The organism is Marinobacter lipolyticus SM19, from assembly GCF_000397065.2.
Taxonomy (GTDB): Bacteria; Pseudomonadota; Gammaproteobacteria; order Pseudomonadales; family Oleiphilaceae; genus Marinobacter; species Marinobacter lipolyticus.
On record NZ_KE007306.1, the window covers coordinates 1,134,883 to 1,161,228 of the forward strand.

Annotated in this window: 28 protein-coding genes; 12 read left to right on the plus strand and 16 right to left on the minus strand. The window is 58.8% G+C overall.

Annotated elements, in window-relative coordinates; translation table 11 throughout:
- Positions 1-276: 276 nt before the first annotated feature.
- From slmA to MARLIPOL_RS05235, 9 genes are all read right to left on the minus strand, one after another.
- The gene (gene slmA, locus MARLIPOL_RS05195; protein WP_012137044.1) at positions 277-864 is read right to left on the minus strand and encodes a nucleoid occlusion factor SlmA; all 588 of its coding nucleotides are present in this window, start codon (positions 862-864) and stop codon (positions 277-279) included.
- A gap of 98 nt (positions 865-962) precedes the next feature.
- The gene (locus MARLIPOL_RS05200; RefSeq protein WP_012137045.1) at positions 963-1,772 is read right to left on the minus strand and encodes a thiazole synthase; all 810 of its coding nucleotides are present in this window, start codon (positions 1,770-1,772) and stop codon (positions 963-965) included.
- A 70-nt stretch (positions 1,773-1,842) separates the two neighbouring features.
- Positions 1,843-2,043, minus strand: coding sequence for a sulfur carrier protein ThiS (gene thiS / locus MARLIPOL_RS05205; RefSeq protein WP_012137046.1), 201 nt, complete (start codon positions 2,041-2,043; stop codon positions 1,843-1,845).
- A 2-nt stretch (positions 2,044-2,045) separates the two neighbouring features.
- Positions 2,046-2,432 (minus strand): DUF423 domain-containing protein, encoded by a 387-nt coding sequence (locus MARLIPOL_RS05210; RefSeq protein ID WP_012137047.1) that lies wholly within the window; start codon positions 2,430-2,432, stop codon positions 2,046-2,048.
- 13 nt (positions 2,433-2,445) lie between these two features.
- Positions 2,446-3,246 (minus strand): symmetrical bis(5'-nucleosyl)-tetraphosphatase, encoded by an 801-nt coding sequence (locus MARLIPOL_RS05215; RefSeq protein ID WP_012137048.1) that lies wholly within the window; start codon positions 3,244-3,246, stop codon positions 2,446-2,448.
- Entirely contained in the window at positions 3,239-4,069 is an 831-nt protein-coding gene (rsmA, locus tag MARLIPOL_RS05220) for a 16S rRNA (adenine(1518)-N(6)/adenine(1519)-N(6))-dimethyltransferase RsmA (protein ID WP_012137049.1), read from the minus strand. Before rsmA ends, MARLIPOL_RS05215 begins: the two co-directional genes overlap by 8 nt.
- Position 4,070: 1 nt before the next feature.
- Positions 4,071-5,072 carry a 4-hydroxythreonine-4-phosphate dehydrogenase PdxA gene (gene pdxA / locus MARLIPOL_RS05225; RefSeq protein ID WP_012137050.1) on the minus strand — a complete coding sequence of 334 codons (1,002 nt, stop codon included), beginning with the start codon at positions 5,070-5,072 and terminating at the stop codon, positions 4,071-4,073.
- Complete coding sequence (locus MARLIPOL_RS05230) at positions 5,069-6,403, minus strand: peptidylprolyl isomerase (RefSeq protein ID WP_012137051.1); 1,335 nt, start codon at positions 6,401-6,403, stop codon at positions 5,069-5,071. Before MARLIPOL_RS05230 ends, pdxA begins: the two co-directional genes overlap by 4 nt.
- Before the next feature lie 54 nt (positions 6,404-6,457).
- A complete protein-coding gene (locus MARLIPOL_RS05235) occupies positions 6,458-8,800 on the minus strand; it encodes an LPS-assembly protein LptD (RefSeq protein WP_012137052.1) in 2,343 nt (780 codons plus the stop codon).
- 289 nt (positions 8,801-9,089) lie between these two features.
- On the opposite strand from MARLIPOL_RS05235, the gene MARLIPOL_RS05240 reads away from it, so the two are divergent.
- Genes MARLIPOL_RS05240 through MARLIPOL_RS05250 form a run of 3 tightly spaced genes read left to right on the plus strand, consistent with a single transcriptional unit; the run spans position 9,090 to position 11,576 of the window.
- A complete protein-coding gene (locus MARLIPOL_RS05240) occupies positions 9,090-10,139 on the plus strand; it encodes an aminoglycoside phosphotransferase family protein (RefSeq protein WP_012137053.1) in 1,050 nt (349 codons plus the stop codon).
- The gene (gene murU, locus MARLIPOL_RS05245; protein ID WP_036190379.1) at positions 10,136-10,834 is read left to right on the plus strand and encodes an N-acetylmuramate alpha-1-phosphate uridylyltransferase MurU; all 699 of its coding nucleotides are present in this window, start codon (positions 10,136-10,138) and stop codon (positions 10,832-10,834) included. Before MARLIPOL_RS05240 ends, murU begins: the two co-directional genes overlap by 4 nt.
- On the plus strand, positions 10,821-11,576 hold the full coding sequence (locus tag MARLIPOL_RS05250; RefSeq protein ID WP_012137055.1) for a co-chaperone DjlA: 756 nt from the start codon (positions 10,821-10,823) through the stop codon (positions 11,574-11,576). Before murU ends, MARLIPOL_RS05250 begins: the two co-directional genes overlap by 14 nt.
- A 14-nt stretch (positions 11,577-11,590) precedes the next feature.
- Here the strand turns inward: MARLIPOL_RS05250 and MARLIPOL_RS05255 are convergent, their stop codons facing one another.
- Positions 11,591-12,424, minus strand: coding sequence for a DUF3530 family protein (locus MARLIPOL_RS05255; protein WP_186008460.1), 834 nt, complete (start codon positions 12,422-12,424; stop codon positions 11,591-11,593).
- A 96-nt stretch (positions 12,425-12,520) separates the two neighbouring features.
- On the opposite strand from MARLIPOL_RS05255, the gene rpe reads away from it, so the two are divergent.
- From rpe to trpC, 6 genes are all read left to right on the plus strand, one after another.
- Positions 12,521-13,207: a ribulose-phosphate 3-epimerase gene (gene rpe / locus MARLIPOL_RS05260; RefSeq protein ID WP_012137057.1), complete on the plus strand. Its 687-nt coding sequence runs from the start codon at positions 12,521-12,523 to the stop codon at positions 13,205-13,207.
- Complete coding sequence (locus tag MARLIPOL_RS05265; RefSeq protein ID WP_012137058.1) at positions 13,204-13,893, plus strand: phosphoglycolate phosphatase; 690 nt, start codon at positions 13,204-13,206, stop codon at positions 13,891-13,893. The genes rpe and MARLIPOL_RS05265 overlap by 4 nt, the downstream gene beginning before the upstream one ends.
- 252 nt (positions 13,894-14,145) lie before the next feature.
- Positions 14,146-15,633, plus strand: coding sequence for an anthranilate synthase component I (gene trpE, locus MARLIPOL_RS05270; protein ID WP_012137059.1), 1,488 nt, complete (start codon positions 14,146-14,148; stop codon positions 15,631-15,633).
- 16 nt (positions 15,634-15,649) lie between these two features.
- On the plus strand, positions 15,650-16,231 hold the full coding sequence (locus tag MARLIPOL_RS05275) for an aminodeoxychorismate/anthranilate synthase component II (RefSeq protein WP_012137060.1): 582 nt from the start codon (positions 15,650-15,652) through the stop codon (positions 16,229-16,231).
- A gap of 14 nt (positions 16,232-16,245) precedes the next feature.
- Positions 16,246-17,274 carry an anthranilate phosphoribosyltransferase gene (gene trpD / locus MARLIPOL_RS05280; protein ID WP_012137061.1) on the plus strand — a complete coding sequence of 343 codons (1,029 nt, stop codon included), beginning with the start codon at positions 16,246-16,248 and terminating at the stop codon, positions 17,272-17,274.
- A 30-nt stretch (positions 17,275-17,304) separates the two neighbouring features.
- The gene (gene trpC, locus MARLIPOL_RS05285) at positions 17,305-18,126 is read left to right on the plus strand and encodes an indole-3-glycerol phosphate synthase TrpC (RefSeq protein WP_012137062.1); all 822 of its coding nucleotides are present in this window, start codon (positions 17,305-17,307) and stop codon (positions 18,124-18,126) included.
- 132 nt (positions 18,127-18,258) lie between these two features.
- On the opposite strand, the gene MARLIPOL_RS05290 is transcribed toward trpC, so the two are convergent.
- From MARLIPOL_RS05290 to MARLIPOL_RS05305, 4 genes are all read right to left on the minus strand, one after another.
- Positions 18,259-18,873, minus strand: a complete 615-nt coding sequence (locus MARLIPOL_RS05290; protein WP_012137063.1) for a DUF4202 domain-containing protein — start codon at positions 18,871-18,873, stop codon at positions 18,259-18,261.
- A 35-nt stretch (positions 18,874-18,908) separates the two neighbouring features.
- Positions 18,909-19,526: a glutathione S-transferase family protein gene (locus MARLIPOL_RS05295; protein WP_012137064.1), complete on the minus strand. Its 618-nt coding sequence runs from the start codon at positions 19,524-19,526 to the stop codon at positions 18,909-18,911.
- An 86-nt stretch (positions 19,527-19,612) separates the two neighbouring features.
- A complete protein-coding gene (locus MARLIPOL_RS05300) occupies positions 19,613-20,347 on the minus strand; it encodes an alpha/beta fold hydrolase (RefSeq protein WP_036190382.1) in 735 nt (244 codons plus the stop codon).
- 2 nt (positions 20,348-20,349) lie between these two features.
- Complete coding sequence (locus MARLIPOL_RS05305; protein WP_012137066.1) at positions 20,350-21,450, minus strand: M14 family zinc carboxypeptidase; 1,101 nt, start codon at positions 21,448-21,450, stop codon at positions 20,350-20,352.
- A gap of 150 nt (positions 21,451-21,600) precedes the next feature.
- Between MARLIPOL_RS05305 and MARLIPOL_RS05310 the strand changes: the two genes are divergently transcribed.
- On the plus strand, positions 21,601-22,428 hold the full coding sequence (locus tag MARLIPOL_RS05310; protein ID WP_012137067.1) for a substrate-binding periplasmic protein: 828 nt from the start codon (positions 21,601-21,603) through the stop codon (positions 22,426-22,428).
- On the opposite strand, the gene MARLIPOL_RS05315 is transcribed toward MARLIPOL_RS05310, so the two are convergent.
- Entirely contained in the window at positions 22,407-23,381 is a 975-nt protein-coding gene (locus tag MARLIPOL_RS05315; protein WP_012137068.1) for an META domain-containing protein, read from the minus strand. The genes MARLIPOL_RS05310 and MARLIPOL_RS05315 overlap by 22 nt on opposite strands.
- 172 nt (positions 23,382-23,553) lie before the next feature.
- On the opposite strand from MARLIPOL_RS05315, the gene MARLIPOL_RS05320 reads away from it, so the two are divergent.
- Positions 23,554-24,291: a glutathione S-transferase family protein gene (locus MARLIPOL_RS05320; RefSeq protein WP_012137069.1), complete on the plus strand. Its 738-nt coding sequence runs from the start codon at positions 23,554-23,556 to the stop codon at positions 24,289-24,291.
- Here the strand turns inward: MARLIPOL_RS05320 and MARLIPOL_RS05325 are convergent.
- Positions 24,281-25,279 (minus strand): helix-turn-helix domain-containing protein, encoded by a 999-nt coding sequence (locus MARLIPOL_RS05325; RefSeq protein WP_012137070.1) that lies wholly within the window; start codon positions 25,277-25,279, stop codon positions 24,281-24,283. The genes MARLIPOL_RS05320 and MARLIPOL_RS05325 overlap by 11 nt on opposite strands.
- Before the next feature lie 129 nt (positions 25,280-25,408).
- On the opposite strand from MARLIPOL_RS05325, the gene MARLIPOL_RS05330 reads away from it, so the two are divergent.
- A complete protein-coding gene (locus tag MARLIPOL_RS05330) occupies positions 25,409-26,341 on the plus strand; it encodes a sterol desaturase family protein (RefSeq protein ID WP_012137071.1) in 933 nt (310 codons plus the stop codon).
- Positions 26,342-26,346: the final 5 nt, after the last annotated feature.

Here is a 26,346-nt window from a genome sequence, read left to right on the forward strand (position 1 = left end):
CTGTGAAGGGGAGGCCCACCCTGACCTATGGAAACCACGAGATATATCGACTTCACTGACGATTCCGTGAGATGTATACGAGCAGTATCTTTGCGTTATTGTAGCGATAACCGGGAAGCCGGAATGGCGGTGGCGGGAAGGACGTCCCCGGAATTTCGAAGGCCATGGATGGCCTGAGAGAAGCGCACATGGATGTGCTCGTAGCGGTTCCGGGGACGTCCTTCCCGCCACCGCCACGCCCCCAAAGCTAGCAGGCTACCGAAGGCAGCTCAAAAGTCAGCCCCAGACGCCTTCAGAAACCAGCCCCCAACTCTCGTCGAAGTCGGTCGAGGGCAAGCGGGAAAACGACGAACGGACGAACCGTTGAATCCGGCCTTCGATGAAGACCAGCACAAAGTCCGCGCCGCGATTGGCACTGGTGCGGGGACGCAGGCCCTGGCGGATCTCGCCTTCCTTGAGGATCTGGCGAACCTGGGTTTCCAGGCGGTCGAAGAACTGGGACGCGCGCTTGCGCAGGGCCTCGTTTTCGCCCATCAGGGCGTCGCCGGTCAGCACGCAACACAGGCCGGGGTTGCGCTCGGCGAACACCAGAACCAGATTGGCCACCTGCTGCAAACGTGCGCGGGCATCCTCCTGCTCCTGCAGGATCGTCTGGCAACGGCTGAAGACGGCTTCATCGGCGAAGTCGATCAGCGCCTCGAACATCTTGCGCTTGCTGGGAAAGTGGCGGTACAACGCCGCCTCGGTGACACCTACGGATTTGGCCAGGCCGGCGGTGGTGATGCGGGCTCCGGGATCGGTTTCCAGCAACTCTACCAACGCATGCAGGATCGCCTCCCGACGACTGGGTTTTTGATCGGTCATGACAGGACTTCAGCGCTCTGTAACTGGGTTATTTTCGGGGCCGGTCTTTGGCGCCGGCCCTCAGTATTATTCAGTTTTTTACCGGATTGTTCACTAAATCAGAAGAACGTGCCATCAATGGGCGAGGACGCACTCGCGTAAAGCTTCTTCGGCATCCGGCCCGCCAGATACGCTTCACGGCCCGCTTCCACACCGAGGCGCATGGCTCGGGCCATTTTGATCGGGTCCCTGGCCTGGGCGATGGCGGTGTTCATCAGCACGCCGTCGCAACCAAGCTCCATGGCGATGGTCGCATCCGAGGCGGTGCCGACACCGGCATCCACCAGCACCGGCACATTGGCGTTCTCGACAATCAGACGAATGTTGTAACGGTTCTGGATACCCAGGCCCGATCCGATAGGCGCGCCCAGCGGCATGATGGCAATACAGCCCATGTCTTCCAGGCGCTTGGCCAGCAGCGGATCGTCGGAACAATAGACCATGACCTTGAAGCCGTCTTTGATCAGCTCTTCGGCGGCCACCAGGGTTTCGGTCATGTTCGGGTACAGGGTTTTCTCCTCGCCCAGCACTTCCAGTTTCACCAGGTCATGGCCGTCCAGCAGTTCCCGCGCCAGTTTGCAGGTGCGGACCGCATCCTTCGCGGTGAAGCAACCGGCAGTATTGGGCAGGATGGTGTAGGTGTCCGGGGAAATCACGTCGAGCAGGTTGGGCTCGTCGGGGTTCTGCCCCAGATTGGTCCGGCGTACCGCCACGGTGACGATTTCCGCACCGCTGGCTTCAATGGCATGGCCGGTTTCCATGAGGTCCCGATATTTACCGGTCCCCACAAGCAGACGTGACTGGTAAACACGGCCGGCGAGTTCGAGGGGTTTGTCTTCTGGAAGCTGAATAGTCGGTTGTTCGCTCATAACCTTCCTGAGGCTGTATGGAATATTGGGAGTGTCGTCGACCGGGTTAGCCACATTAATGCGGCATTACTCAGCCACCGCCGATGGCGTGCACCACTTCGACCCGGTCGCCTTCGCTCAGGCGGAAATCCGGATGTTGGCTGCGGGGCACGATGTCTTCGTTGACCTCCACGGCCAGCCGTTTGCCCGTCAGGGCCATGTGTTCAATCAGATCTGCGATGGTTGCCTCGGTCGGCAGTTCTAAACCATCACCGTTTACCTGAACCTGCATGTTTACCTCTGTGAATCTCTCTGACGCCGCAGTCCGGCGATCAATACCAGGGCCCAGCCCACCATAAAACAGCCACCACCGATGGGAGTGATCGGCCCTACCCAGCGAATGTCCGTCAGCACCAGCACGTATAGGCTACCGCTGAACAGCACGATACCCAGCAGGAAAAATCCCGAGGCAAACGCCAACAGACGGCGGTGTAACCCCATCCCCATCAGTATCGCCACGAGTATCAACGTTATCGAATGGTATACCTGATAGGTGACGGCGGTCTGAAAAACTTCAAGGCCCCGGGCGCTGACCATGTCCCTCAGGCCATGGGCACCCAAAGCACCGGCCATGACCGCGACCAGTGCCAACAGGGCACCGATCACCAGAGGTGGGCGCATGACATCAATATGCCTAGCAGTCACAGTGAATCTTTTCTCCGCTGTCCAGGTTCATGATGGTCAGCGCTCCGCCCCAGACGCACCCGGTGTCCAGGCCAATGAACTGATCCTTGCCGGTTTTGCCTTCCAGGGCCGCCCAGTGACCAAAGATCACTTTGACATTGTCCCTGCGGGGAAACTCGAACCAGGGGGCAAACCCTTCCGGGGCACTGTTCGCCGACTCTTTGGTGGCCAGTTCCAGAGTGCCATCTGCTGTGATAAAGCGCATGCGGGTAAAGTAATTGGTGATTATCCGCCACCGGTCCATCCCGGTCAGGCTGTCATCCCAGCGCTCGGGCTTATTGCCATACATGTGGGTGAAGTATTCCTCCGCAGCACTACCGGCAATGACCGATTCCACTTCCCGTGCATGTGCGACCGCCTGTTCTGGCGTCCAGATATGCGGTAGGCCTGCATGGGCCATGAAAAGGTTGCGGGCAGAATCATGGATACAGAGTCTCTGTTGCCGCAACCAGTCCACCAGCCGAGCCTGATCCGGAGCGTCCAGGATACCATCCAGAGTGTCCTTCTTGCGGGTCTGGTGACCACCCAAAGCGACCGCCAGCAAATGCAGGTCGTGGTTACCCAGAGCCACGACGCCGGATTCTCCAAGTCCTTCAATGAACCTCAGGGTTTCCAGTGACGCCGGCCCCCGGTTGATCAGGTCCCCGGCCACCCAGAGCCGATCTCGGGATGGCGAAAAGTCCACTTTGTCCAGAACGTCCCGCAGGCGATCGTAGCAGCCCTGGATATCGCCGATGGCATAGTCAGTCATCACTCTCCCCGTTCTGCACCGGGTTGTCAGCTTTACGGTCAACCAACATGTCTGCGATCGCTACGTATTCCGCCAACCCCAGGTTCTCTGGTCGCAGTCCGTCATTAATGCCCAGACTCTGCAGCTGCTCGACAGTCACCAACCCTGCCAGAGCCTTGCGCAGGGTTTTGCGGCGAGCATTGAACGCGGTCCTGACAACAGATTGCAACGTACCGAGGTCTTTGGCCGGGTGTGGCAAAGCGGTATGCGGCACCATCCGAACAATGGCGGAATCTACCTTCGGTGCCGGCCGGAATGCCCCGGCACCAACTTCAAACAACGGCTGAACCCTGCAGAAATACTGGGTCATGATACCCAGGCGACCGTAGTTGTTATCCCCGGGTACGGCGGCCATTCTCTGCACTACTTCCTTCTGCAGCATGAAGTGCATGTCCTGCACGACGCCTGAGTAGCTGAGCAGGTGAAAAATCAGCGGCGTGGAGATGTTGTACGGCAGATTTCCAATAATTCTCAGCGGCTTGTCGCCGGCCAGCTGGCTGAAATCGAACTTCAGGGCGTCCGCTTCGTGAATCCGGAAATCCGGGTAGTTGAAGAACTTGGTACGCAGCACCGGGATGAGATCACGGTCAAGCTCCACCACCTGCAATGCCGGGTTTACCGACAGGATTTCTTCGGTAATGGCACCCAGGCCGGGACCGATTTCCACGATGGCGTCGTCAGGTTTGGGGTTGATGGCACGAATGATGCGCTCGATCACGCCGGGATCGTGAAGGAAGTTCTGCCCGAACCGTTTTCTGGCCTGATGGCCTGGTTTGTTGCTCACACTAGCTCTCTTTTGCCAACTTTCGGTGAATCGCCATCTGCTCACCGACCTTGATGGCGGCATGTAAGCTACCCGCATCCGCGGTGCCAGTGCCGGCCAGATCAAGGGCGGTACCATGGTCTACCGAGGTACGGACGATGGGTAACCCGAGGGTAATATTAACTGCGCGGCCGAAGCCCTGGAACTTCAGTACGGGTAAACCCTGGTCGTGGTACATGGCCAGGGCGGCATCGGCGTTATCCAGCCAATGAGGGGTAAACAGGGTGTCTGCCGGCAACGGCCCGGTCAGGGTCATGCCCTCGGCACGCAGCTTGTCGAGCGTTGGCTCAATGACCTCCAGCTCTTCCCGCCCGAGGTGGCCACTTTCACCGGCATGGGGGTTGAGGCCGGCAACAAGAATGCGCGGCTGTTCGATGCCAAAGAAGGTTTGCAGATCGGCGTTAAGAATTCGGATCACCTGGACCAAACGTTCCGGAGTGATCGCCGCGGCTACGTTTTTCAGGGGCAAATGAGTGGTGACCAGCGCCACCCTCAGATCCTCGGTGGCCAACATCATCACCACCCGTTCAACGCCACAGAGTTCCTGCAGGAACTCGGTATGGCCGCTGAAAACGATACCAGCGTCATTGATTACACCCTTGTGGACCGGCGCGGTGACCATGCCATCAAACACCCCATCCAGGCACCCTTGTGCGGCAATCCGCAAGGTCTCGAGCACGTACTGACTGTTGCCGGCATTCAAGCGACCGGGTTCTGTACTGGCCAATCCGTCAACGTGGTACACGGAGAGGTGCCCCGGTTCCCTGGTCGCCACGTCACCAGGTTGCCACGACTCCAGTATCACCTCGATACCAAGCTGCGTAGCCCTCGCCTCCAGAAGTTCCCTGGCAGCCACCACGACAATGCCCGGCTGACGCACTTCGGCCGCCAGCTGCAGGCACAGTTCCGGGCCGATACCCGCCGGCTCACCGGCGGTCAGGGCAAGGGTTACCGGGGCGGTCATGATTGCTGCGATTCCTCAGTCTCTTGCGCGTATTCATCCTTGAACTCAACGAACGCCTCATCACGAATTTCCCGCAGCCAGTTTTGCAACTCGGTATCGAACTTTCGACGGTATATCGCCTGACGGGCTTCCGATTCGCGAACTTCGCCGCTGATGTCCTTCTGACGGCGATCCTGTACCTCCAGGATATGCCAACCAAACTGGGACCGGAACGGCCCTTTCAGCTCACCAACATCCGCTGCCATCATGGCCTGTTCAAATTCAGGCACCATCTGACCGGGACTGACCCAGCCCAGATTTCCGCCATCGGAACCGGACACGGGATCATCAGAATGCTCCCGAGCCAGTACGGCGAAATCGGCGCCGTCACGAAGCTGCTGATACAGGTCGCGGATGGCACTTTCAGCCTGGGACTCCGAGACCGTCTCGCTGGTCCGCACCAGTATATGACGCACCTTCGACTGTTCGATCACCTGATTGCTCTCACCGCCACGACGATCGCGAACCATCACCAGATGAAAGCCGTTGTTGTTACCCATCACCTGAGATGGCACGCCGGTTTCAAGATCCGGCACGACGGATTCCAGCAGTGACGGCAGCTGACTTCTTCTCCGCCAGCCCATGTCGCCACCTTCCAACGCGTTGGCCGCATCGGATTCAGCCACAGCGACTTCGCGGAAGTCACGACCGCTGACAATCTCCGAGCGCAGGCGTTCGGCCTTTTCACGGGCCGCGGCAACCGCTGACTCATCGTTCGGATTGTCGACCTCTATATAGATATACGCCAGTCGATACTCCTCATTACTGGGTTCACGGGTGGAGAGTGCCTGCAGGTAGTTTTCCACCTCGCGGTCAGTGACACGCACGCGATTGCCCACCTGACGCTGCTGCACACGGCGGGCGAGCATCTCGTTGCGGATCTGCTCGCGGGCCTCCCGGTAACTGACGCCTTCTGCCGCCAGTTGCTGTTCAAACTGGGCCAGAGTCATGTTGTTGCGCTGGGCAATGCCGGCCATGGTTTCGTTCAGCTCGTTGTCACTGATCCGCATGCCGCCACGCTCCGCCATCTGCAGCTGGATTGACTCGGTGATCAGCTGATCCAACACCCGCTCCTCAAGGATATCCCTTGGTGGCAATCCGGTCCCTTGAGCCTGCAGCCTCCCTACGATGGTATCAATGCGGTTATCCAGCTCACTCTGCAGGATTACACCATCGTCTACGATGGCCACTACCCGATCCAGTGGCTGACGTTCAGCCTGCGCGACCGAAGTCACCATCATCGCCAGGAGGACCAATACTGTTTTTGCGCAATGGCGAAGGTTCGCCTTCATAATCACCTCTGATAAATGAACATTCTTTCTGCGGAACGCCCGCGACACGCTGCTTTAGTCATATCTTGTAGCCGCACCGCCAAAACGACGGCGTTCCCGCTCATCAAATCCGTAGATGGCTTCGGAGATCCGGTCGGAGGAGCCGCCGCTGCCACCCAGCCCCTTGAGCTGAATCTGAAACAGCATGCGGCTTTCCAGCTTCTCATCATCGGTCAGGTAGTTCTGGTGAACCACCTGAACACTCCAGCAACAATTATTGTATTCGAGACCCGCCAGTGAGCCGACTGTGCGATCCAGCTGAGAATCGTAGACCCAACGGCCAATCAGACTAACACGGTCTGTGACAGGAAAAACCGCCCCGATATCCGACTGTTCCAGTTCATTTCGACTGTAGGTGTGGCCCAGTGTCGCCAGGTATCGGTAATCCTCGGAATGGAAGATAAGCTGGCTACGCCCTTCCTCCGTCTTCTGGGTATCCGGATCCCATAAACCGGAGCTGCGGATGTCCAGGTTCTCAAGTGGCCGCAACAGCACTTCCCCCGCTAACGGGGAATCGCTGCGGTCATCCGCCCCCTGCCCGCTCAGCGTCACTTCCCTATCGTCGTAATAGTGTACCTGGCCGATGCTGAACCGGGCCCGCTCCGCCCCGCTGACCAGGTCATTGAAACGACTGGTCAGGGCCACCGTCAACTGATTCGCGTCCCCGACCCGGTCACCGCCGGTGAACCGGTTACGTTGGAACAAGCGGTCAAAACTGAACGAGCGCAGTGCGGTATCAAAATCGGGGATGTCGTCCTGGTCGGCGTCGGCGTCAGCCCAGGCGTAATACATACGGGGCTCCAGCGTCTGATTGTAGGGAATATCGAACAGGCTGGACTGGCGATCAAAGTAGAGTCCCGAGTCCCACTCGAACACGGGTACGGTGCGATCGAAACCGGCACTTTTCAGCTCGTAGTCTTCCAGCTCATAACGTGTGTAGTCCAGGCTGACGGATGGGCGGGTAAAGCCCCACAGCGCCCGCAGCGGCAGCGCCACTTCCGGTATGGCCCGCAGCCGCTGACCGTTGGCCCGGTCCAGGCCGGTCAATTCGGCGTTGTCCCGGTAAAAATAGGTGTACTGGCTGTCGAGGTTGGTTTCCACCGGCCCAAGGTCGGTAGTCATGCCGTAGATCACTTCCGGCAATTGGGCATACGGCTTATTGCGCTCGGCAATGCGCTCGGAGACCGTCTGGTAGCCGTTGGCATACACTTCGAAGTACTGCCAATCGTCCTGATAGCGGGCCCCACCGCGACGTTGCAGGTGCGTGGTCTGATTGATTTCCAGGTTCTGGTTCAGGTCACTCAGGTAATCTTCGTCGCTGACTACGGAGTAATCCCCATAAGCAGTCCAGCCACCACCGAAGCCGGCACGGGTAGTGAAATCCAGCGCCCAGCGTTCTCCGTCCTCGCCCGGAAACTCGTCCTGATATTCCAGGTCATTGCCGATATAGCCGAGCTGAAGAACCGATTCACCCCAGGGGCTCAGGTAACGGCCTTCCAATTCGTTAAACAGGCCCCGGCCGTGGATATACTGCGGCGTCAGGGTGGCGTCGTAGTGAGGCGCCAGGTTCAAGTAATAGGGTACCGACAGGTAGGCACCGCTGCCCGCATTGGAGGTTCCGAATGAGGGATACAGAAAACCGGTCTTGCGACGGTCATCAATGGGGAAGCTGGCATAAGGCCAATAAAATACCGGCACGTCCTTGATCTCGAGCCGAACATGTTTGGCGGTCCCGAAACCTTCCCCCTGATCAAGGTGGATATCAGAGGCGACGATGGACCAGTCGTTCTGGTTGGGCGCACAGGTGGTCAATGTCCCATCACGGATCAACACCTGGTCCTCGGCAATGCGTGACAGGGTTTCCGCCGAGCCACGCATCTCCGCGCCATGGAGCAGGAAGGTGGCCGTGTTAATGTCAAAGCGACCGCTATTCACATCGTAGCCCGCCTGTTCACCCGTGAGCAGAAACGCCTCGCCCCGACTGACCAGAGGCCCTGCCACGGTCACAGTACCGTCCAGCTGGTTATAGCGGGCTTCCGAGCCCGTCACCGAAAACCGTCCCTGACGCATTTGTACGTCGCCCTTCAGGTACAATTCGGAGTCCAGTTCGTAACGGGCAGAGAGTCCACTGGCATGCAGGGGCTGCTCCGAATCCGGCGTGGTTCCGAACATCCCGCTGCCATTTCCGGGGACCGTCATCGACGCTTCCGACGGCAGGTAGCCGCCCTCGCAGAATGCCGGCAGCGTATTGCTGACCGACTCAGGCAACTCAGACCTCGGACGCCAATCGATCTCCGCAGCGGTGGGCGCCGCCTCAGCCCCGGTTACTGCGCAGGACCACGCTGACACCAGCAACATGACACCCGCTCCGGACACTCGTTGCAGCCCCCATGGGTGCCGCAACCGTTGGGCCGGTATTCGCAGGTTCCTTGCTGGGACTGGCACGGTGGTCGGGTTCCTTTCAAGTGGCTTGAGGGCTCAGGCATTTTTAACAGCCGCCTAGTTTACACGGGGCTCCCCGCCTTGTTAACGGAAACCCGACTTTGCTGCAAAACCGTTTTACCCTCTCTATACTGATCTGCTAACTTCCAGCTCTTTCAGGGAGCCTCTGAATAACATTCACCTTGTCAGGACAATCGCCCGTTTCATGGATACCCGCCTGCAGAAAATGACCCAGTGGGTCCGACAGATTTCCGGCTTCGAACAGGCCGCTCCCGTTGCAGTTTCGGGAGACGCCAGTTTCCGCCGTTATTTCCGTGTCATCGGCAACACGCCCACCGGCCAGTGCCCGTTTATTGTTATGGACGCACCGCCGGAACATGAGGACTGCCGCCCATTCCTGGCCATTGCCCGCCACTGGCACGCCCGGGGAGTAGCAGTACCCGACGTGCTAGAGGACGATCTGGAACAGGGTTTCCTGCTGCTGGAGGATTTTGGCGACCGGCTTATGCTGGGTGAGCTGACACCAGACACCGCAGATCGACTGTACGAGGGCGCACTGACAGAACTGTTACGCATCCAGCAGCTTACAGAAGCACCGGACTATCCCCTGCCACCTTACGACACTGCGCTGCTTGACCGGGAAATGGCGCTGTTTCCCGACTGGCTGCTGACCCGGAAGCTTGGTTTTGAACTGTCAAATGGGGATCGGGCGATGCTGGATACAGCCTTTGCCTACTTACGGGAGTCTGCCCTTGCCCAACCGGAAGTCACCGTGCACCGGGATTATCACTCCCGCAACTTACTGGTTCGCCCGGACTCAGACCTTCCCGGAGTCATCGATTTCCAGGATGCGGTACGCGGCCCGGTCACCTACGACCTGGTCTCCCTGCTGAAGGATTGCTACATCCGCTGGCCAGAGGCCGACATTGCCCGTTGGGTGGAACAATACCGCCAGATCAGTTTGACCGCGGGCCTCCACAAGGCGGACCAGGATACGTTCAGGCAATGGTTCGAGCTGATGGGCATGCAACGGCACCTGAAAGCATCCGGCATCTTCGCGCGCCTGTCCATCCGCGATGGTAAGGACGGCTACCTGGCCGATATTCCCCGCACCGTCCATTACCTGCTTGAAGCCAGTGCGAAGCAGGGCGCGCTACGACATTTCCACGAGTGGTTATCGGATACCGTGATGCCAAGAATTGAACAGGTCATTGGCCCGGCACCCTCGAGCGCCATGGGGAAGGAGTCACCGTGAAGGCAATGATTCTGGCGGCCGGCAAGGGTGAGCGTATGCGACCACTGACACTCACCACCCCCAAGCCGTTGCTGGAAGCCGGTGGCAAGCCGCTGATTGTGCACCACCTGGAACACCTGAAACACGCTGGCTTTGAACAGGTGATCATCAACCATGCCTGGCTTGGCGACCAGATCGAACACGCACTCGGAGACGGTGACCGGTTTGGCTTACGCATCGAGTACTCGCGGGAATCCTCGCCACTGGAAACTGCTGGCGGCATCATCCAGGCCCTACCTATGCTGGTCGCCGGCGGTGATGACTGGTTCCTGGTAATAAACGGTGACATCTGGTGCGATTTTGATCTGACCAGCATGACGCCGCCCGAGGACGCCGATGCCTTGCTGATACTCACCAGAAATCCCGACCATAATCCTGACGGAGATTTCCAGCTTTGCGACAACGGCCGGGTGGTCTCCGAAGGTGGTGACAAACTGACATTCTCTGGTATCAGCCTGCTTCACCGATGCCTGTTCGAAGGGCTACCTCAAGGCCCCCGAAAGCTGGCGCCAATCCTGCGCACCACCATGGCCGAGAACCGGGTCCGGGGCGTTCGTCACGATGGCGCCTGGATGGACATCGGCACCCCCGACCGCTTGCGCCAACTGGACAACCTGCTCCGTGCGGGGTCAGGGGTACACCATGGCAGCCAATGATCGCGGCAACATGCTCCCGGCCCGAATCGAGGCCGAGTTTTCCTCGCTACTGAAGGAACTGTCATCCTGTGGGCACCAGGCCAGCGAGCTGATCACACGTACCGGTTTGCCTGGCTGGTGCCGCTGCAGCCTGTTCTTCTTTCTGGGCTATATCGCAAAATCCGAGGGGCGCGTCACCGAAGCCGATGTCGGTTTCGCCGAATCCCTGATGAAGGCGCTGAAACTGTCCCGGCGTCAGCGGCGCAAAGCCATCCATTGGTTCCAGAAAGGCAAGAACGCCAGCGACCTGCCAACCTTCTGCGCGCTGAGACTACGACTGGTGCACTTCCTGTGGCCATCACCGGCGCTGCGGGTCGCCATCTGCCTGTGCCACGCCGCCCAACTTCATGGCAAACCCCGCAAGCCCCGGCGCTATCGCTGCGAGGATGCCGTCGACCAGCTCGGACTGCCGGTAAAAGTCAGTGACGACATCCTTGAGAGCTACGCCTGCAAGGTCTGGATCACCCAACCGGAAAGTCAGCCCCAACCCACCAGCTACGAACAGGCCTGCCAGTTGCTGGGGGTCACCCGACGCGAGCCCCTGGAGGGCATCAAGCGAGCTTATCGCAGGAAAGTGTCAGAATGCCACCCGGACAAGCTCGCGCAGCAAGCCCTGAACGCCGTTGAAACCGCCCGGGCAAAAGATCGCCTGCTGCGCTATCAGCAAGCGTGGGAACTGATCAGACGTCACCACGCCCGGTAACGTATGAGACGAGGTCAGTTGTCCCTTAACCAGGCCTGCATGCGATTGGCCAAGGCCCTGGCATCGCGGACTTCGGGACTCGCCCCCATAGCAACAGCCTGGGTCTGATAGCGACCAACACCGGCTTTTTTCAAACGCACCATGCGCCTGTCTGGCGCCATGGAGAGAAGCTCTGGATCCTGCCGGGAACTGTAGAGGTGGAGCACCGACAGGTCATTCATACCGGCAAGGGCTTCACTCAACGCAGACTCGTCACCGGAATAAAAACGCGGTGCAATCCACACCATCTCGCCATTAAAGCCACTACCGCCGGCGAAGCGGGCCATATGGACCGCTCCCTGCCCCACCGCCGCCAGCACCACCCGGTCGTAACCACGCTGCTGAAGATCTGTCTGCGCCGCGCCCAGCAGGCTCTGGATACGGGCGTAGTATCCGGATTCAAGGTCTTCCAGATTGCCATCATCCATGACGTCAATCATAACCGCCTCTGAAGCCGCATCCGCCATACCACCAGCACCTGCCCCGGAGTCAGGATCAACACTGTATCGCCGGGCCTGCTGAACCTCGTATGGCGGCGCATCAAGCCCCAGTGTCATCACCGCCCAGCCTGCTGAGGTAAGCGATGCTCCCAAGGCGGTCAACAGATTGGCTCTTGCCGACTGCCCCTCATCCGCCAGTATCAGCAGTGCTCCGGTGGCCGGAACCCGCAACTCCGGCTCGAACCACCCCTGCGCGGTTCCGTCACCGTCCAGATTCAACCGGACGACCTCCTGCGCAAGCGCAGATCCTGAAAAGACAATGGCCAGGACCGCCAGAGGCAGTACCCATCTTTTGTACCAATTGCTCACACGCACCTTCTCTTCCGCAGCGAAAAAACATCATCAAACTGTTAGACTAGTGTCCCTACTGACCACGCCATTATCAATGTCATTGAGAGAGCCGTCATGAATCCTTACCAGATTGCCCCATCGATCCTGTCCGCGGATTTTGCACGACTGGGGGAAGAAGTCGATACCGTTCTCGCAGCCGGAGCGGACATCGTGCACTTCGATGTCATGGACAATCACTACGTACCGAATCTGACCATCGGACCGATGGTCTGCGAAGCCTTGCGCAAGCATGGTGTGACTGCCCCCATCGATGTGCACCTGATGGTATCTCCGGTGGACGACCTGATCCGCATGTTCATTGACGCCGGCGCCAGCTACATCACCTTTCACCCGGAAGCCTCTGCTCACATAGACCGTTCCCTGCAATTGATCCGGGACGGTGGCTGCAAGGCCGGCCTGGTGTTCAACCCGGCCACCCCACTGCACTACCTGGACCACGTGATGGACAAGCTCGACATGATCCTGCTGATGTCGGTGAATCCGGGGTTCGGTGGTCAGAGCTTTATCCCCGGCACCCTCGACAAATTGCGGGAGGCCCGCAAGCGCATTGATACCAGCAATCGCAACATCCGCCTGGAAATCGACGGTGGCGTGAAGGTGAGCAATATTCGCGAGATCGCGGAAGCCGGTGCCGACACCTTTGTCGCCGGTTCCGCCATCTTCAACACCGACGATTACAAGGTCACCATCGACCAGATGCGCGCCGAATTGGAACTGGCCAGAAAGAGCATAGACCAATGAGCCTGAATGGTCTTTTCAATGCCCGTTGGCCCGGCGTTGCCCTGTTCGACCTTGACGGTACCCTGGTGGACAGCGCGCCGGATCTGGCCGCCGCTGTCGATCAGATGCTGGAACAGCTCAGCCGGCCAGCCGCGGGCATCGACAAGGTGCGCCAGTGGGTCGGTAACGGCGCTGCGATTCTGGTGCGACGGGCACTGGCGAATTCTGTCGACTGGGAACCGGTCGACAGCAAAAACGACGCCCTGTTTAACGATGCTCTCGCCATTTTTTACCAGGCCTACACCCAGCTTAACGGCCAGCATTCCGTGGTCTACGATGGAGTGGAGGAATGCCTGAGGCGACTGGCCGAACAGGGTTGCCGGCTGGCGGTGGTCACCAACAAACCGGAACAGTTCGTGGCACCACTGCTGGAACACATGGGCCTGGAACACTGGTTCGACCTGACCATCGGTGGTGATACCCTTGCGGTCAAAAAACCAGACCCGGCTCCCCTACGCCACGCCATGGAAGCCCTTGATGGAACCCCCGGCACCACGGTCATGGTCGGTGACTCGGCAGCGGACATCAACGCCGCCCTGGCAGCGGGCATTCCCTGTGTGGCGGTACGCTATGGCTACAATTATGGCCCACCCGTGGATTCCCTTGGGGCGGACACAGTGGTTGATTCACTGGCTGAGCTTTTGTAATCTCATAAGGATATTACGTTGATTACTTCATTTCGGGAGATTCCTGCCGTGCAGGGACTGAATCTGATTGCAGCGCGAGGCATCCTCACAACGCGCGCAACACGATGGTGGCGATGGCGCACTGGCTGAATCAGGCCAGCGGTCGGCTGGGCAATGCCCGGCGATGGCCGCAACCATCGGCTGGACTGTAAACGGACAGAGACCGGGAACAGCACCAGCTAACAAGCAGATCAGATTTCAGGAAATCGTTACATGACACCCGAGCAATTCGCCGAGCTCGCCGGGGCCGGCTTTAACCGCATCCCGGTATACCGCGAAGTCCTGGCCGACCTGGACACCCCACTGAGCACCTATCTCAAGCTGGCCAGCGGCCCCTATTCCTACCTGTTTGAATCCGTTCAGGGTGGTGAGAAATGGGGTCGGTATTCCATCATCGGCCTACCCTGCCGCGAAGTCCTCAAAGTTTACGATCATCAGGTCACCATTACCCGTGACAACCAGGTGACAGAGGAAGCCGAAGTCGACGACCCCCTGGCCTTTGTCGAGCAATACCAGGCGAGATTCCAGGCACCGGATCTTGAGGAACTGCCCCGTTTCAACGGCGGCCTGGTTGGCTACTTCGGCTACGACACGGTGCGCTACATTGAAAAACGTCTGCGCCAAAGCTGCCCTCCAGACAAGATTGGCACTCCCGACATCCTGTTGATGGTGTCTGATGAGATCGTCGTATTCGACAACCTGCGCGGCAAGCTGCACCTGATCGTACACGCCGACCCCGCTGCCGAGGGCGCCTATGAGCAGGCCCAGCAACGTATCAATGAGCTGGAGTTACGGCTTCACCGGCAAACCGCGGATGCCCCCCGAACACCGGACAACCTGCGCGGCAAGACAGTCGATGAAAGCGATTTCATTTCCGGCTTCAACCAGGAAAAGTTCGAAGCCGCCGTGGACAAGATCAAGGAATACGTGCTGGATGGTGATGTCATGCAAACGGTCATCTCCCAGCGCATGTCGATTCCGTTCGAGTCGCCGCCACTGAACCTGTACCGCTCACTACGGGTTCTGAACCCTTCGCCCTACATGTATTTCCTCGACCTGGACGACTTCCACATTGTCGGCTCGTCACCGGAAATCCTGGCACGGGTGGAAGACGAAGAAGTCACAGTGAGACCCATCGCCGGCACCCGCAAGCGTGGCGCCACCGATGCCGAGGACAAGGCCATGGAGGCAGAGCTGCTGGCGGACCCGAAGGAACTGGCCGAGCACTTGATGCTGATCGACCTGGGCCGCAACGACGCCGGCCGCGTATCGGAGACCGGCACCGTCAAACTGACCGACAAGATGGTGGTGGAACGATATTCCCACGTGATGCACATCGTCTCCAACGTCACCGGACGCCTGAAAGAGAACACCAGTTGCCTGGATGTCCTGCGCGCCACCTTGCCCGCAGGCACCCTCAGTGGCGCTCCCAAGATCCGCGCCATGGAAATCATCGACGAACTGGAGCCGGTGAAACGGGGCGTCTACGGCGGCGCGGTGGGTTATCTCTCGTTCAACGGCAACATGGACACCGCCATCGCCATCCGCACGGCCGTCATCAAGGATAACACCCTGCACATCCAGGCCGGAGCTGGCGTAGTGGCCGATTCGGTGCCCCGACTGGAGTGGAAGGAAACCATGAACAAAGGCCGCGCGATCTTCCGCGCCGTCGCCATGACCTACAACGATTTCGACCACTGAGGCGGAGGAACAGATTATGTTGCTGATGATCGATAACTACGATTCCTTCACCTACAACGTGGTGCAGTACCTGGCCGAGCTGGGTGCGGAGGTTCAGGTACACCGTAACGACGAAATCACCGTAGAGGAAATCGAAGCCCTGAATCCGGAACGCCTGGTGATCTCTCCAGGCCCCTGCACCCCCAATGAGGCGGGCATTTCCATGGCAGCCATCCGCCACTTCGCCGGTAAGTTGCCAATCCTGGGCATTTGCCTTGGCCACCAGGCCATCGGCCAGGTGTATGGCGGCGATGTCATTCGTGCCGGACGCGTGATGCACGGCAAGGTGTCTCCGGTCTACCACAAGGACCAGGGCGTCTTCCGCGGCCTGAGTAACCCACTCCAGGCCACCCGCTACCACAGTCTGGTCATCGACCAGACCACGCTGCCTGACTGCCTGGAAGTCACCGCATGGACCCGCAATGACGATGGCTCCGTTGAGGAAATCATGGGCGTTCGCCACAAAACCCTGCCCATCGAGGGGGTCCAGTTTCACCCAGAGTCTATTATGACGGAACAGGGTCACGAACTTCTGCGCAATTTTCTGAGAACAGCTTAAGAGGCCAGCTATCCATGGACATGAAAGAAGCACTGAACCGCATTGCCTCCAACCTGGATCTGTCACGGGAGGAAATGAAGGACGTTATGCGCATCGTCATGAACGGCGAAGCCACCGATGCGCAAATCGGCGCCTTTCTCATGGGGCTGCGCCTGAAGAGTGAAACCATCGACGAAATCACCGGCGCCACCGAAGTCATGCGCGAACTGGCAACCGGGGTCACGGTCGCCGCCGAACCTCTGGTGGACATCGTCGGTACCGGCGGCGACGGCGCCAATCTGTTCAACGTGTCCTCCGCTGCGTCGTTTGTGGTGGCGGCTGCCGGTGGTTTTGTCGCCAAGCACGGCAACCGGGGGGTGTCCTCGAAAAGCGGCAGCGCCGATCTGATCGAGAAAGCCGGTATTAACCTGAACATGAAACCAGAGGAAGTGGCTCGCTGCGTCGAACAGATCGGTGTCGGGTTCATGTTCGCGCCCGCCCATCATGGTGCCATGAAGCATGCAATCGGCCCCCGCAAGGAACTTGGCTGCCGTACCATCTTCAATATTCTTGGCCCGATGACCAACCCGGCGGGCGTTAAACGACAGTTGGTGGGCGTGTTCACCCGTGAACTCTGCCGCCCCATGGCCGAAGTGCTTCATCGCCTGGGCGCCGAACACATCATGGTGGTGTGCTCCAAGGACGGCCTGGACGAAATCAGCCTCGCCAGCCCCACCCATGTAGCGGAACTGAAGGACGGTGAGATCACCGAGTACGACCTCACCCCGGAAGATCTGGGCATCAAAAGCCAGTCCCTGGTCGGTCTGACCGTGGATTCCTCCGAGGAATCCCTGAAGCTGATCCGCGCCGCCTTCGGGCGGGGCCATGACGAAATGGCCGAAAAAGCCCGTGACCTGATCGCCCTGAACGCCGGCGCGGCTATATACGTGGCCGGTCTGGCCGACACCCCGACAGCGGGTGTCGACATGGCCCTGGACGCCATGGGTTCCGGCCTGGCAGCGGGCAAGATGTCCGAGCTGGCTGACTTTTCGCAGTGCTTTTGATCAGTTAGGCAAACTTTTAGCAGGCCCAGAATGAGTAACAGACATCTAGATAAAACTCCCACGATTCTGCGAAAGATCGTCGACCGGAAATGGGAGGAAATTGGCGAGAGGAAGCCCCAGCTTTCGGTTTCCGACCTTAAAGCCATGGCTGGTGACCAACCGCCAGCACGAGGCTTCGCCGATGCACTGAGAACCCGAATTGAGGCCAAAACCCCAGCGGTTATCGCCGAAATCAAGAAGGCGTCTCCCAGCAAAGGCATCCTCCGTGATCCCTTCGAACCGGCAGCGATCGCCGAAAGTTACGAACAGGGTGGCGCCGTTTGCCTGTCCGTACTCACCGACAGGGATTTCTTCCAGGGCCACGAAGACTACCTGAAAGCCGCCCGCGCTGCCTGCAGCCTGCCGGTGATCCGCAAGGATTTCATGGTCGCGCCCTATCAGGTCTACGAAAGCCGCGCCATCGGCGCCGACTGTATCCTGCTGATCGCCGCCTGCCTGACTAAAGACCAGATGCAGGAACTGGAGGGCATCGCTCACGAAATCGGACTGGATGTGCTGGTGGAAGTCCATGATGGCGAGGAAATGGACGATGCGCTGACCCTGAAAACACCATTGGTCGGCATCAACAACCGCAACCTGCACACCTTCGACGTGTCCCTCGACACCACGTTCGACCTGCACGAGCGCATTTCTGCAGACCGACTGACCATCACCGAAAGCGGTATCATGACTCGTGATGATGTTGAAGCCATGACCTCCCGGGGCATTTACGGCTTTTTGGTAGGCGAATCGTTTATGCGGGCTGACGAGCCGGGTCAGAAACTCCAAGAGCTGTTTTTTCCAGAAGGCTAACTCGGAAGTTTAGACAGGCCAGCGGGTAGGTCGTGCCAAAATCGTGCGGAGCCATGGATGGCGGAGCCCGAGCGTACAGGGAGGTATTTACAGCGTATTTTGGCACGACCTACCCGCTGGCCTGTGCACCAATCAGGCCTCAGGTTCCGCCAAAGCCTCCTGCAGCAACGCCAACAGGTGCGCGGGCATCCCCTCGGCCAGCTTCAGAGCCGCCTCATGCCCCCGTGGCGACATCTTGCCCCAGGTGCGGCGGACAATCCGCAGCCATTTTTCCCGATCGTACTCCGCCTTTTCTTCATAGAAGTCGGCGAAATAACGCTCCAGAAACACCATGCAGGCGACGTCCTCCAGTAACTGCGTATCCGCGTCCTTGCGCAATTCCCGCTTGGTGAGAATCGTCTCAACCCGATCACACTCTCCCTGCGGATAACCACAGGCCGCCATGATCTCCGCCGCCCGCCGGCCGTGCATACGGCCGCAGGCCTGACGCCACTCGTAATAACCCTTTCGCCCCTCAGGGTAATCCTTGCGGGGCATGGTCCAACGCTCGACGTGCTGGGCCCGGCAGGCGATCTGCATCCGCTCACTTGGCGCCGGATCAAGTGCGAACAGCCACCGCGTCATATGCAGGCTGTAGGCGTATTCCCGCGGGAGCAGATCGCCTCCCACCTGTTCCCGATTCGGGTCTTCACGGTTCGCGTTGTCGATAGCGAGCAGGGCGCAGTCGAGGTGTTCGGAGTGGCTCATTGAATAGGTACCATGGGTTCTTCGTTATCCTCCCCTCAGACTTGGGCTGAGGGGCGGGCCTTGATGCGGTCAAACCAGGCCTGCAGGTGAGTCTGCTCCGGCTTGATGCGAATTTGCACCACCTTGGCAAAAGCAACGGTGGTAAAAGCGTTGATATCAGCAGCGGTAAAGCGATCGCAACAAATGTACTCTTTGCCTTCCAGATGCTTGTTGAGGAAGTGCATGAATTTCTCAACGCCAACCCCACACTCCTCCCCCCATTCCTTGATGGGGTTCATGCGGTCCTTGAAATAACCGCTGGTATGCTGGAAACACATGCCGGTGGGCAGGAAAAAGTACAGCTCAATCCAGCGCAGCCACTGTTCGATCATGGTCTTTTCAAGAGGCGTATCACCGAGCAGCGTCGGTGTATCCGGATAACTCTCTTCGAAGTATCGGCAAATCGCCATGGTCTCCGCCACGCTGGTCCCGTCATCGAGCTGCATCACCGGTACCTTTTTCATCGGGTTCATGGCGACGTACTCGGGGGTCAGGTTTTCCCCTTTCTGGATATCGATCTCCACAAATTCGACTTTATCCAGCAAGCCTTTTTCCGCCAGAAACATACGGACACGGCGGGGATTGGGGGCGGTTTTTGTCTCGAAGATTTTCATTGTTCTTGGCTCCGTCAGTGAAGTTGGACGCGTCGTAATCACCCAAGAGACTGACGTGAAAGAACGGTTGCGTCAAGCAACCGATATCAGACAATCAACCAGTTCCGTACCTGCTCAATGACCCATTGTGGATCATCCATGGGCAAATCATGCCCCGCTGCCGGATGCACTTTCAGGGTCCATTGCCAACGCTGTTCCAGCTTCTCGCTGCATTTCCAGTGCACAATACGATCCCTCTTGCTGGCCAGCAAGAGCGCATCCGGCAGTGGTCGCCGGTTCAGCGGCTGGTACGCGGCCGCCGCCTTCAACTGCTGCCAGGCGTTGTGCAGGGATACGGGGCGCTGACGCTGAATACTGTACCAGTGTTTCATGGTCTGTAAGTCCGGTTTGCCGTTAGAGGTCAACCGGAGGATATCGGCCTCGCGGTCGAACAGTTCCCGTCGCGTGAGCAGTTGCACAATCCTCGGCCAGGCGGCAGGCCGCATCCGGTGCCACGGCGGACTGAAACCCGAGCTGGTATTGATCAACACCAGGTTCTGGATTTCCCCTTCCGAGGCGTGCTGGGCCCAGTCCAGTGCCACCATGCCACCCATGGACAACGCCAGGATGCTGTATGGCCCGGGAATATGACTGATCTGCTGCTGCACTTTCTCGCGGATGGCGGTCATCGTCGCCGGGCAGGGTTCCCGGTAATGCACGCCGGTTCCCGGAAAATCCACCGGGTGAAAACGGTGGTCGGGAAACGACTGCCGAAGTCTATCGGGAAAGTCTCCCCAGTGAGCCTGTTCCCGCGTAAGACCGCGCAGAAGTATCCAGTGCATGTCTATTCGTTGTCCCTGTACCAGTGCATGATTGCCGCCTCCCTCAGCATGGACTCGTCGGCACCGTCCGGCAACCAGTTCCCGTGGCTGGCCGCGGCACTGAGCAAGAAGTCCATGAATGCCAGGTGACTTCGCAACACCCGCCGATGGCGATGGGGCACCAGGGGATTGAACAGGCCATCCAGTCGCAGGAGCTGGCGGGGACGCTTACGAATCCATCGCCACGACCCCATTTCCAGGGTAAGCGGCAGGAAAGTCCCGGCGTTGCCTCGGTTCACCTTTTTATAGAAATAATCCCACAGGTCCCCGTGGGTCAAGTAGTGGCGGGATTGGGGCTCAAACTTGTAGTTGTGGTCCGGATACGCCTGCTCCCAGATCAGTTTCAGGGCCAGCACCGAAGCGATGTTGCGCATGGGCCGACGGCGATAGGCATAAGGGAACCAGACCTGATCCTGCCAGCCGAAACCCGAATGGCAGTCCAGCGCGACACTGAAAGGACGACCCGGTAAAAGATCGTCGATAACCGATTCCAGGGCCCGGTTCTCCAGCTCCATGCCCTGCTCGGGATCGCCAGTATACCAGGGCAGACGGGGTGACAGCCGTTGCCCACCAAGCAGGAAGGCACTCCGGTCCTGGGCGGTAATCGGGGCATTTCGCATCAGGTCGACACCATTGGGATTACTGCGCTGGTTCAGGTACATGCCACCCGGATTCAGTATCGGCAGGAGAGTGATGTGCACTCTCTGCAACAGGCCCTTGAGATGGTCGTCCCAGGCCAGTCTGGCCAACAGATTGCGCAGCCAGGCCATAACCACCTGACTGCCAATACGCTCCAGGCCATGAACACCTCCCACCATGACGATGACCGGAACGTCAGCGGATGCGTTTCCCAGGTCCACCCGATAGATCGGTAACTCCATCGCCCCCACCTGCGCCCGCTCAACCACCTGGACTACCACCTGCTCGGGCGCCTCCGCCAGTATACGCTCAAGGGAAACCAGCTCGGGCAGGAAGGCCCGCAGCAACCGGCGCTGACGGGCATCGCGGGTGGCCTGCTCCTGCGGGATGGCATCATGGGGGGTCAATTCTTTCAGCTCGGTCATTTGGGGGCTCCGTTCTCTGGCGACCCTCCAACATGACAGCGTTATACTGCAATTATTTGACAGTGCCCCTTACCATCACCATTACAACAATTCAGGAACAGACTATGATAGAAGCAGAGCCGCCGTTCGCGGTGTTTACGGTCTGCTATCATGCTCAGGGCTGTGTTTATTTTGATGCTGGCAACGTTGTTGATCGCCTGCTCTCCTTCAGAGGCCCCCAAGGCCAAAGAAGCACTGAGCCGGGAAGATGTCAGCACGCCCATGGCCAGCCCCGATCGTAAGGTCATCACTATCGGCTCTGACCCCTGGTGCCCCCACAACTGTTTGGCAGAGGGGCCACAGGACGGCTATATGATCGATATAGCCCGGGAAGTGTTCGAAGCGTCCGGGTACGAGGTGAAATACCTGAACGTCAGCTGGGCAAGGGCGTTACAGATGACCCGCGAAGGATTGCTGGATGCCGTGGTTAGCGCCTTCACCACCGACGCCCCGGACTTCGTGTTCCCGGATGAACCCCAGGGGCGTTCACACATCGCCATGTATACACCAGCTGACAGCCAATGGCTCTATCGAGGGCTGGAGTCGTTGACGGATCAGACCCTGCTCGCGATCAACGGTTATTCCTATTCGATGGAACTCGATGACTTTATCCGGAGCCACACTGACGACCCGGCCAAAGTGTGGGTGATTTCCGGTCCAGCCCCCCTGAACAGAGCGATCTACCTGCTGAACCAACATCGGGCCGATGTGTATCCGGAAGATGTTTACGTGATGACCTGGGCGCTGAAAGACCATGCCGGGATTCGCCCTCCCCGTAATGCCGGCCTGCTTCAGAAAACCGACATCTATGTTGCGTTCTCACCGGAACATGAACGTTCCGGGCAACTTGCCGCGCTGCTGTCCGAAGGAACAGCCAGGCTCCGGGAGAACGGACGAATCCGCGAGATAATGGCGACTTACGGCTTGCCAGAAGACTGAAAGGCGCGCAGCGCATCACCGTCCGCCGTACTCAGAATCAGCTCACCATGCGGACCAATTCGAAAACGCTGCACCTCGGACAGCACCTTCAGAAAGCGCTCCTCCTGGCGCATTAATGCCGGAGCACAGGCCATCATGGTGCCGGCCATCTTACCCAGCTCAAGCCCCTCGCCGGTCAGATTCCACGCCCCCATGTACCGGTTGCAGGAAGATCTGCCGGCAACCCGGTTGTCCGCCAGAAACTGGATGGTCACCCTGGAGCGGTCAATGATTCCGCCCCCTTCAATATCTTCCACCACCCATTCAGTGCCTCGTAGCAGGCGTTCGGGGTCGCCTCCACAACCGGCCCATGTATCACCATTGACCGTAAGCCGGACCTGGTTCGGATACGGCATACCGGACATGGAATCCATGCACAGTTGTGGCGCGACATCCAGGGTTAACGCCAGCCCCTCACGCTCGGCGCGGAGAGTCTGGCCCGTAGCCCCGTGCTCCACCATTCTGGAATACAGAGTTTCCGTCGCCTCTCCCATACGGCTCAGCGTCAATTCCCTGCCCACCAGCGTGACGTGCCAGAAAGGTTCATTGCCACGGGCCACGAAGGGTGAAGATAGCGCTCCGGCCGCCAGACACTCGGGAAATTCGGTTCCGTTCAATGTCAGGCTTGCCGAGTTGCCTTTGCTCCAGAAAACCGTGTCCGCATCGTTCCCACCGGTGAAACGCGCCCCCGAAGCACTCCTGGAAGGCACCAGGGTGTAATCGGTGCCGTCGTGCGTCAGTATAAGTTGCCCCGAATCTTCCCGATAATCCAGGTCAATGGCAGCCTGGCCGCAGAACATACGCTCAGCCGGAATCTGAACGTTTTCCTGGGAACTACTGGTAGACGCACAACCGACCGCCAATAACGACGCGGCACCCAACAGGCTGGTCAATCCAATGTTTTGCAATGTCATAACTCCTTCCCTGATATCAGTCTTCAACAACCTTGAATTCTAAAGTGAAATCGCCCACGGCCTTCATTACGCTGAAGACATGTTGACGACCAGCTAAATTTGACCCCGACGGGCTTCTTATATCGCGGTAACCCCATTATCCTTGGATCACCCACAGAAGGAGACATTAGCAATGGCCATCAGGCTCTACCAGTTCGCCATTTCCCATTACTGCGAAAAAGTACGCTGGGCACTGGATTTCAAGGGATTGCAATACCAGACCCACAGCCTGTTGCCAGGCCAGCACATCAATACCATTCGCAAACTCACAGGCGCTGACTCATCGGTGCCGGTGCTGGATCATGACGGCCACATCGTCCAGGGTTCGTCAGCGATCCTGGACTACCTGGATGACACCTTCCCCGAGCGGGCGTTGACACCGACTGACCCCGAGGCAAGGGAGGCGGCGCTGGCGTGGGAGCAACGCCTGGATGAGGAAGCGGGGCCGGCAGTGCGGTGTTATTCCTACCACCATTTCCTGCAGCGGCCCAAGGTAGTGGTACCGTTGCTGGCGGCACAAACGCCATTCTACAACCGCATCCTGCTGAAGCTGGCCTTCAGCAGGGTTGACGAGGTCATGCGCAAGTGGATGAAGATCAACGAAAAAACCGCCGCGACGTCGTGTCAGACCATGGAAGCGCTGTTAACCGAGTTGGCTGAAACCTACCGCCAACAACCCTTTCTCGTGGGTGATACGTTTTCCCGCGCCGATCTGACCGCCGCAAGTCTGTTCGCTCCGCTGTTCCAGCCGGAACAATACCCCGTGCCCTGGCCCAGCGAGAAACGCATCCCCCGGGAGATCCGCGACTGGCTGGAGCAGTGGCAGCCCCAGCTACAGGCCCTGGAGAAGATCTACCAGGCTAACCGCTGATCTGTCTGCGATCACGTCCGGGCGAGACACCCGCCCACCGGCGATAGGCTCGAGTGAATGCGCTCTGTTCCGAAAATCCCAGCAACAGGGCAATGTCGGTCAGACTCAGTGAGGCATCCGCGAGATACTGCCGCGCTAACTGCTCCCGGCTGCGATCCAGCCATTGCTGCCAGCTCAGTTGATGGCGGGCCAGGCGGCGCTGGAGCGTACGGGGAGACATGTACATGGCTTTGGCCGCACGCTGCAGGGTTGGCTCACCATCGGCCAACAGCTTTAAAAGCACCTGCTGCAGTTGTCGTTCGGTTTCGGAGCTGCCGGGCAGGGCCCGAAGCAACGCCTGGGCCTGCCGATCCAACAGTTCCTTCAATGTGGGGTCCCGCCGTGGCATGGGAATATTCAGGTACTCCAGCGGAAACCTGACCCGCACGTGGCTGTCATTCCATGTGACCGGGCAGCCAAAAAAAGTTTCATAGGCGCGGGCTGCATCCGGGCCCACGGATTCCAGGAAGGACACCGAGGACGGAGGTGGCGGGTTATCCAGCTGTCGCCGCAAGAAAGTCACCAGCGCCGCGATCGCGGCTCCGTCCGCCTGCTGCCCCAGCTCATTGTCCGACCGTGGCCAGCGCATTTCGGCCTGGCCACCCTTAATATCAATTTCCGCCAGTGTGGTGCCATAGAACAGCGTTTCATAGCGCTGGTACGCCAGCATGGCCTCACCCAGCGTGTCCGACGCCAGCACCAGGTACCCCAGGACCCCGACATGACCGGGTCGCACGCAGCTACCCACGCCCAGCTCTGGCGCAACACTGTCCGGGCACAAGGCCAGCCCCCGTGCCAGAAGGTCGCGCCAGACAGCTACCGGGACATTATCCTGAGCAGACCAGCGTGCCAGTTCTGGTCTCAGGAGGCCCGCATCAAGGTGCTGCTGGTCCAGCCAGTCGGTCAACAGCCCCGTCCAGGCCCCGGTTACCCTTACCACTCTCGCCATGGGAAAACTCCCGACCATTGCCCACAATATTGACGTGAATTATCAATTTAGCGGCATGCATCGTCAATTTTAAAAGCCGTAAGCAGGCAAGAATAGGCAACATACAATAACGGATAACCGGATCTGATTATGGCCATCACCGACATAATGCTCAGCGTTCTGGAAAACAGCGGCCTGTTGCCGCTCTGGAACCTGATGGCGCCCTGGCTGGCACTAGACGAACGACAACTCATTTTCATGGTCGCGACACCGGTGTTTATCGCCATCACTGCCTGGGAATACCTGAAGCTTCGGCATGACCCGATGCTGATGGACACCCATGAGGCCATCCGCAATTTCGCTCTGGGCGCCGGATACCAGATCACAGAAGCGTTATTCGCCGGCATCATCGCGTTTCCGGTCTACGCGCTTTTTTACCACTACCGTCTTATGGATCTGGAGCTGAACTGGGTGAGCGGATTTCTGACCTTTCTTGGGGTCGATTTCTGCTTCTACTGGATGCACCGTGCCAGCCACCGCATACGCTGGTTCTGGGCGGCACATGTGGTTCATCATTCCTCGGAGCGAATGAACTTTTCCACGGCCATGCGCCAGAATGCCACCAATATTTTCAACGGTGGGTGGATGTTCTACCTGCCACTGGCGCTCATTGGCTTTAACCCGGTATGGATCGGGGTCGCTTACGCGTTGTCCCTGGTGTACCAGTTCTTTATCCATACCACGCTGGTCAGGCAGCTACCGTCCTGGGTGGAACTTGTTTTCAACACACCCAGCCACCACCGCGTGCACCATGGCCGTAACCCGGACTACATTGACCGCAATTACGGGGGCACCCTCATTATCTGGGACCGGCTGTTTGGTACATTTACACCGGAAGATGCTCACAATCCCCCGGAATACGGCATCACCCGCCCCGTGTACTCCAACAACCTGATTGTTTTGTGGACCCATGAGTACCGGGATATGTTCCGGGACATGGCTCACCCGGGCGCATTGAAGTCCCGACTTCAGCACCTATGGCGACCACCGGAGTGGGAGCGGTCAGACGAGTCGTCGGAATAACGACA

Excerpts from the sequence above, each read along its gene's own strand:
- slmA (WP_012137044.1), bottom strand. The coding sequence starts at position 864 with ATGACCGATCAAAAACCCAGTCGTCGGGAGGCGATCCTGCATGCGTTG.
- MARLIPOL_RS05200 (WP_012137045.1), bottom strand. The coding sequence starts at position 1,772 with ATGAGCGAACAACCGACTATTCAGCTTCCAGAAGACAAACCCCTCGAA.
- thiS (WP_012137046.1), bottom strand. The coding sequence starts at position 2,043 with ATGCAGGTTCAGGTAAACGGTGATGGTTTAGAACTGCCGACCGAGGCA.
- MARLIPOL_RS05210 (WP_012137047.1), bottom strand. The coding sequence starts at position 2,432 with ATGCGCCCACCTCTGGTGATCGGTGCCCTGTTGGCACTGGTCGCGGTC.
- MARLIPOL_RS05215 (WP_012137048.1), bottom strand. The coding sequence starts at position 3,246 with ATGACTGACTATGCCATCGGCGATATCCAGGGCTGCTACGATCGCCTG.
- pdxA (WP_012137050.1), bottom strand. The coding sequence starts at position 5,072 with ATGACCGCCCCGGTAACCCTTGCCCTGACCGCCGGTGAGCCGGCGGGT.
- MARLIPOL_RS05230 (WP_012137051.1), bottom strand. The coding sequence starts at position 6,403 with ATGAAGGCGAACCTTCGCCATTGCGCAAAAACAGTATTGGTCCTCCTG.
- MARLIPOL_RS05235 (WP_012137052.1), bottom strand. The coding sequence starts at position 8,800 with ATGTTGCTGGTGTCAGCGTGGTCCTGCGCAGTAACCGGGGCTGAGGCG.
- MARLIPOL_RS05240 (WP_012137053.1), top strand. The coding sequence starts at position 9,090 with ATGGATACCCGCCTGCAGAAAATGACCCAGTGGGTCCGACAGATTTCC.
- MARLIPOL_RS05250 (WP_012137055.1), top strand. The coding sequence starts at position 10,821 with ATGGCAGCCAATGATCGCGGCAACATGCTCCCGGCCCGAATCGAGGCC.
- rpe (WP_012137057.1), top strand. The coding sequence starts at position 12,521 with ATGAATCCTTACCAGATTGCCCCATCGATCCTGTCCGCGGATTTTGCA.
- MARLIPOL_RS05265 (WP_012137058.1), top strand. The coding sequence starts at position 13,204 with ATGAGCCTGAATGGTCTTTTCAATGCCCGTTGGCCCGGCGTTGCCCTG.
- trpE (WP_012137059.1), top strand. The coding sequence starts at position 14,146 with ATGACACCCGAGCAATTCGCCGAGCTCGCCGGGGCCGGCTTTAACCGC.
- MARLIPOL_RS05275 (WP_012137060.1), top strand. The coding sequence starts at position 15,650 with ATGTTGCTGATGATCGATAACTACGATTCCTTCACCTACAACGTGGTG.
- trpD (WP_012137061.1), top strand. The coding sequence starts at position 16,246 with ATGGACATGAAAGAAGCACTGAACCGCATTGCCTCCAACCTGGATCTG.
- trpC (WP_012137062.1), top strand. The coding sequence starts at position 17,305 with ATGAGTAACAGACATCTAGATAAAACTCCCACGATTCTGCGAAAGATC.
- MARLIPOL_RS05290 (WP_012137063.1), bottom strand. The coding sequence starts at position 18,873 with ATGAGCCACTCCGAACACCTCGACTGCGCCCTGCTCGCTATCGACAAC.
- MARLIPOL_RS05295 (WP_012137064.1), bottom strand. The coding sequence starts at position 19,526 with ATGAAAATCTTCGAGACAAAAACCGCCCCCAATCCCCGCCGTGTCCGT.
- MARLIPOL_RS05300 (WP_036190382.1), bottom strand. The coding sequence starts at position 20,347 with ATGCACTGGATACTTCTGCGCGGTCTTACGCGGGAACAGGCTCACTGG.
- MARLIPOL_RS05305 (WP_012137066.1), bottom strand. The coding sequence starts at position 21,450 with ATGACCGAGCTGAAAGAATTGACCCCCCATGATGCCATCCCGCAGGAG.
- MARLIPOL_RS05310 (WP_012137067.1), top strand. The coding sequence starts at position 21,601 with ATGCTCAGGGCTGTGTTTATTTTGATGCTGGCAACGTTGTTGATCGCC.
- MARLIPOL_RS05315 (WP_012137068.1), bottom strand. The coding sequence starts at position 23,381 with ATGACATTGCAAAACATTGGATTGACCAGCCTGTTGGGTGCCGCGTCG.
- MARLIPOL_RS05320 (WP_012137069.1), top strand. The coding sequence starts at position 23,554 with ATGGCCATCAGGCTCTACCAGTTCGCCATTTCCCATTACTGCGAAAAA.
- MARLIPOL_RS05325 (WP_012137070.1), bottom strand. The coding sequence starts at position 25,279 with ATGGCGAGAGTGGTAAGGGTAACCGGGGCCTGGACGGGGCTGTTGACC.
- MARLIPOL_RS05330 (WP_012137071.1), top strand. The coding sequence starts at position 25,409 with ATGGCCATCACCGACATAATGCTCAGCGTTCTGGAAAACAGCGGCCTG.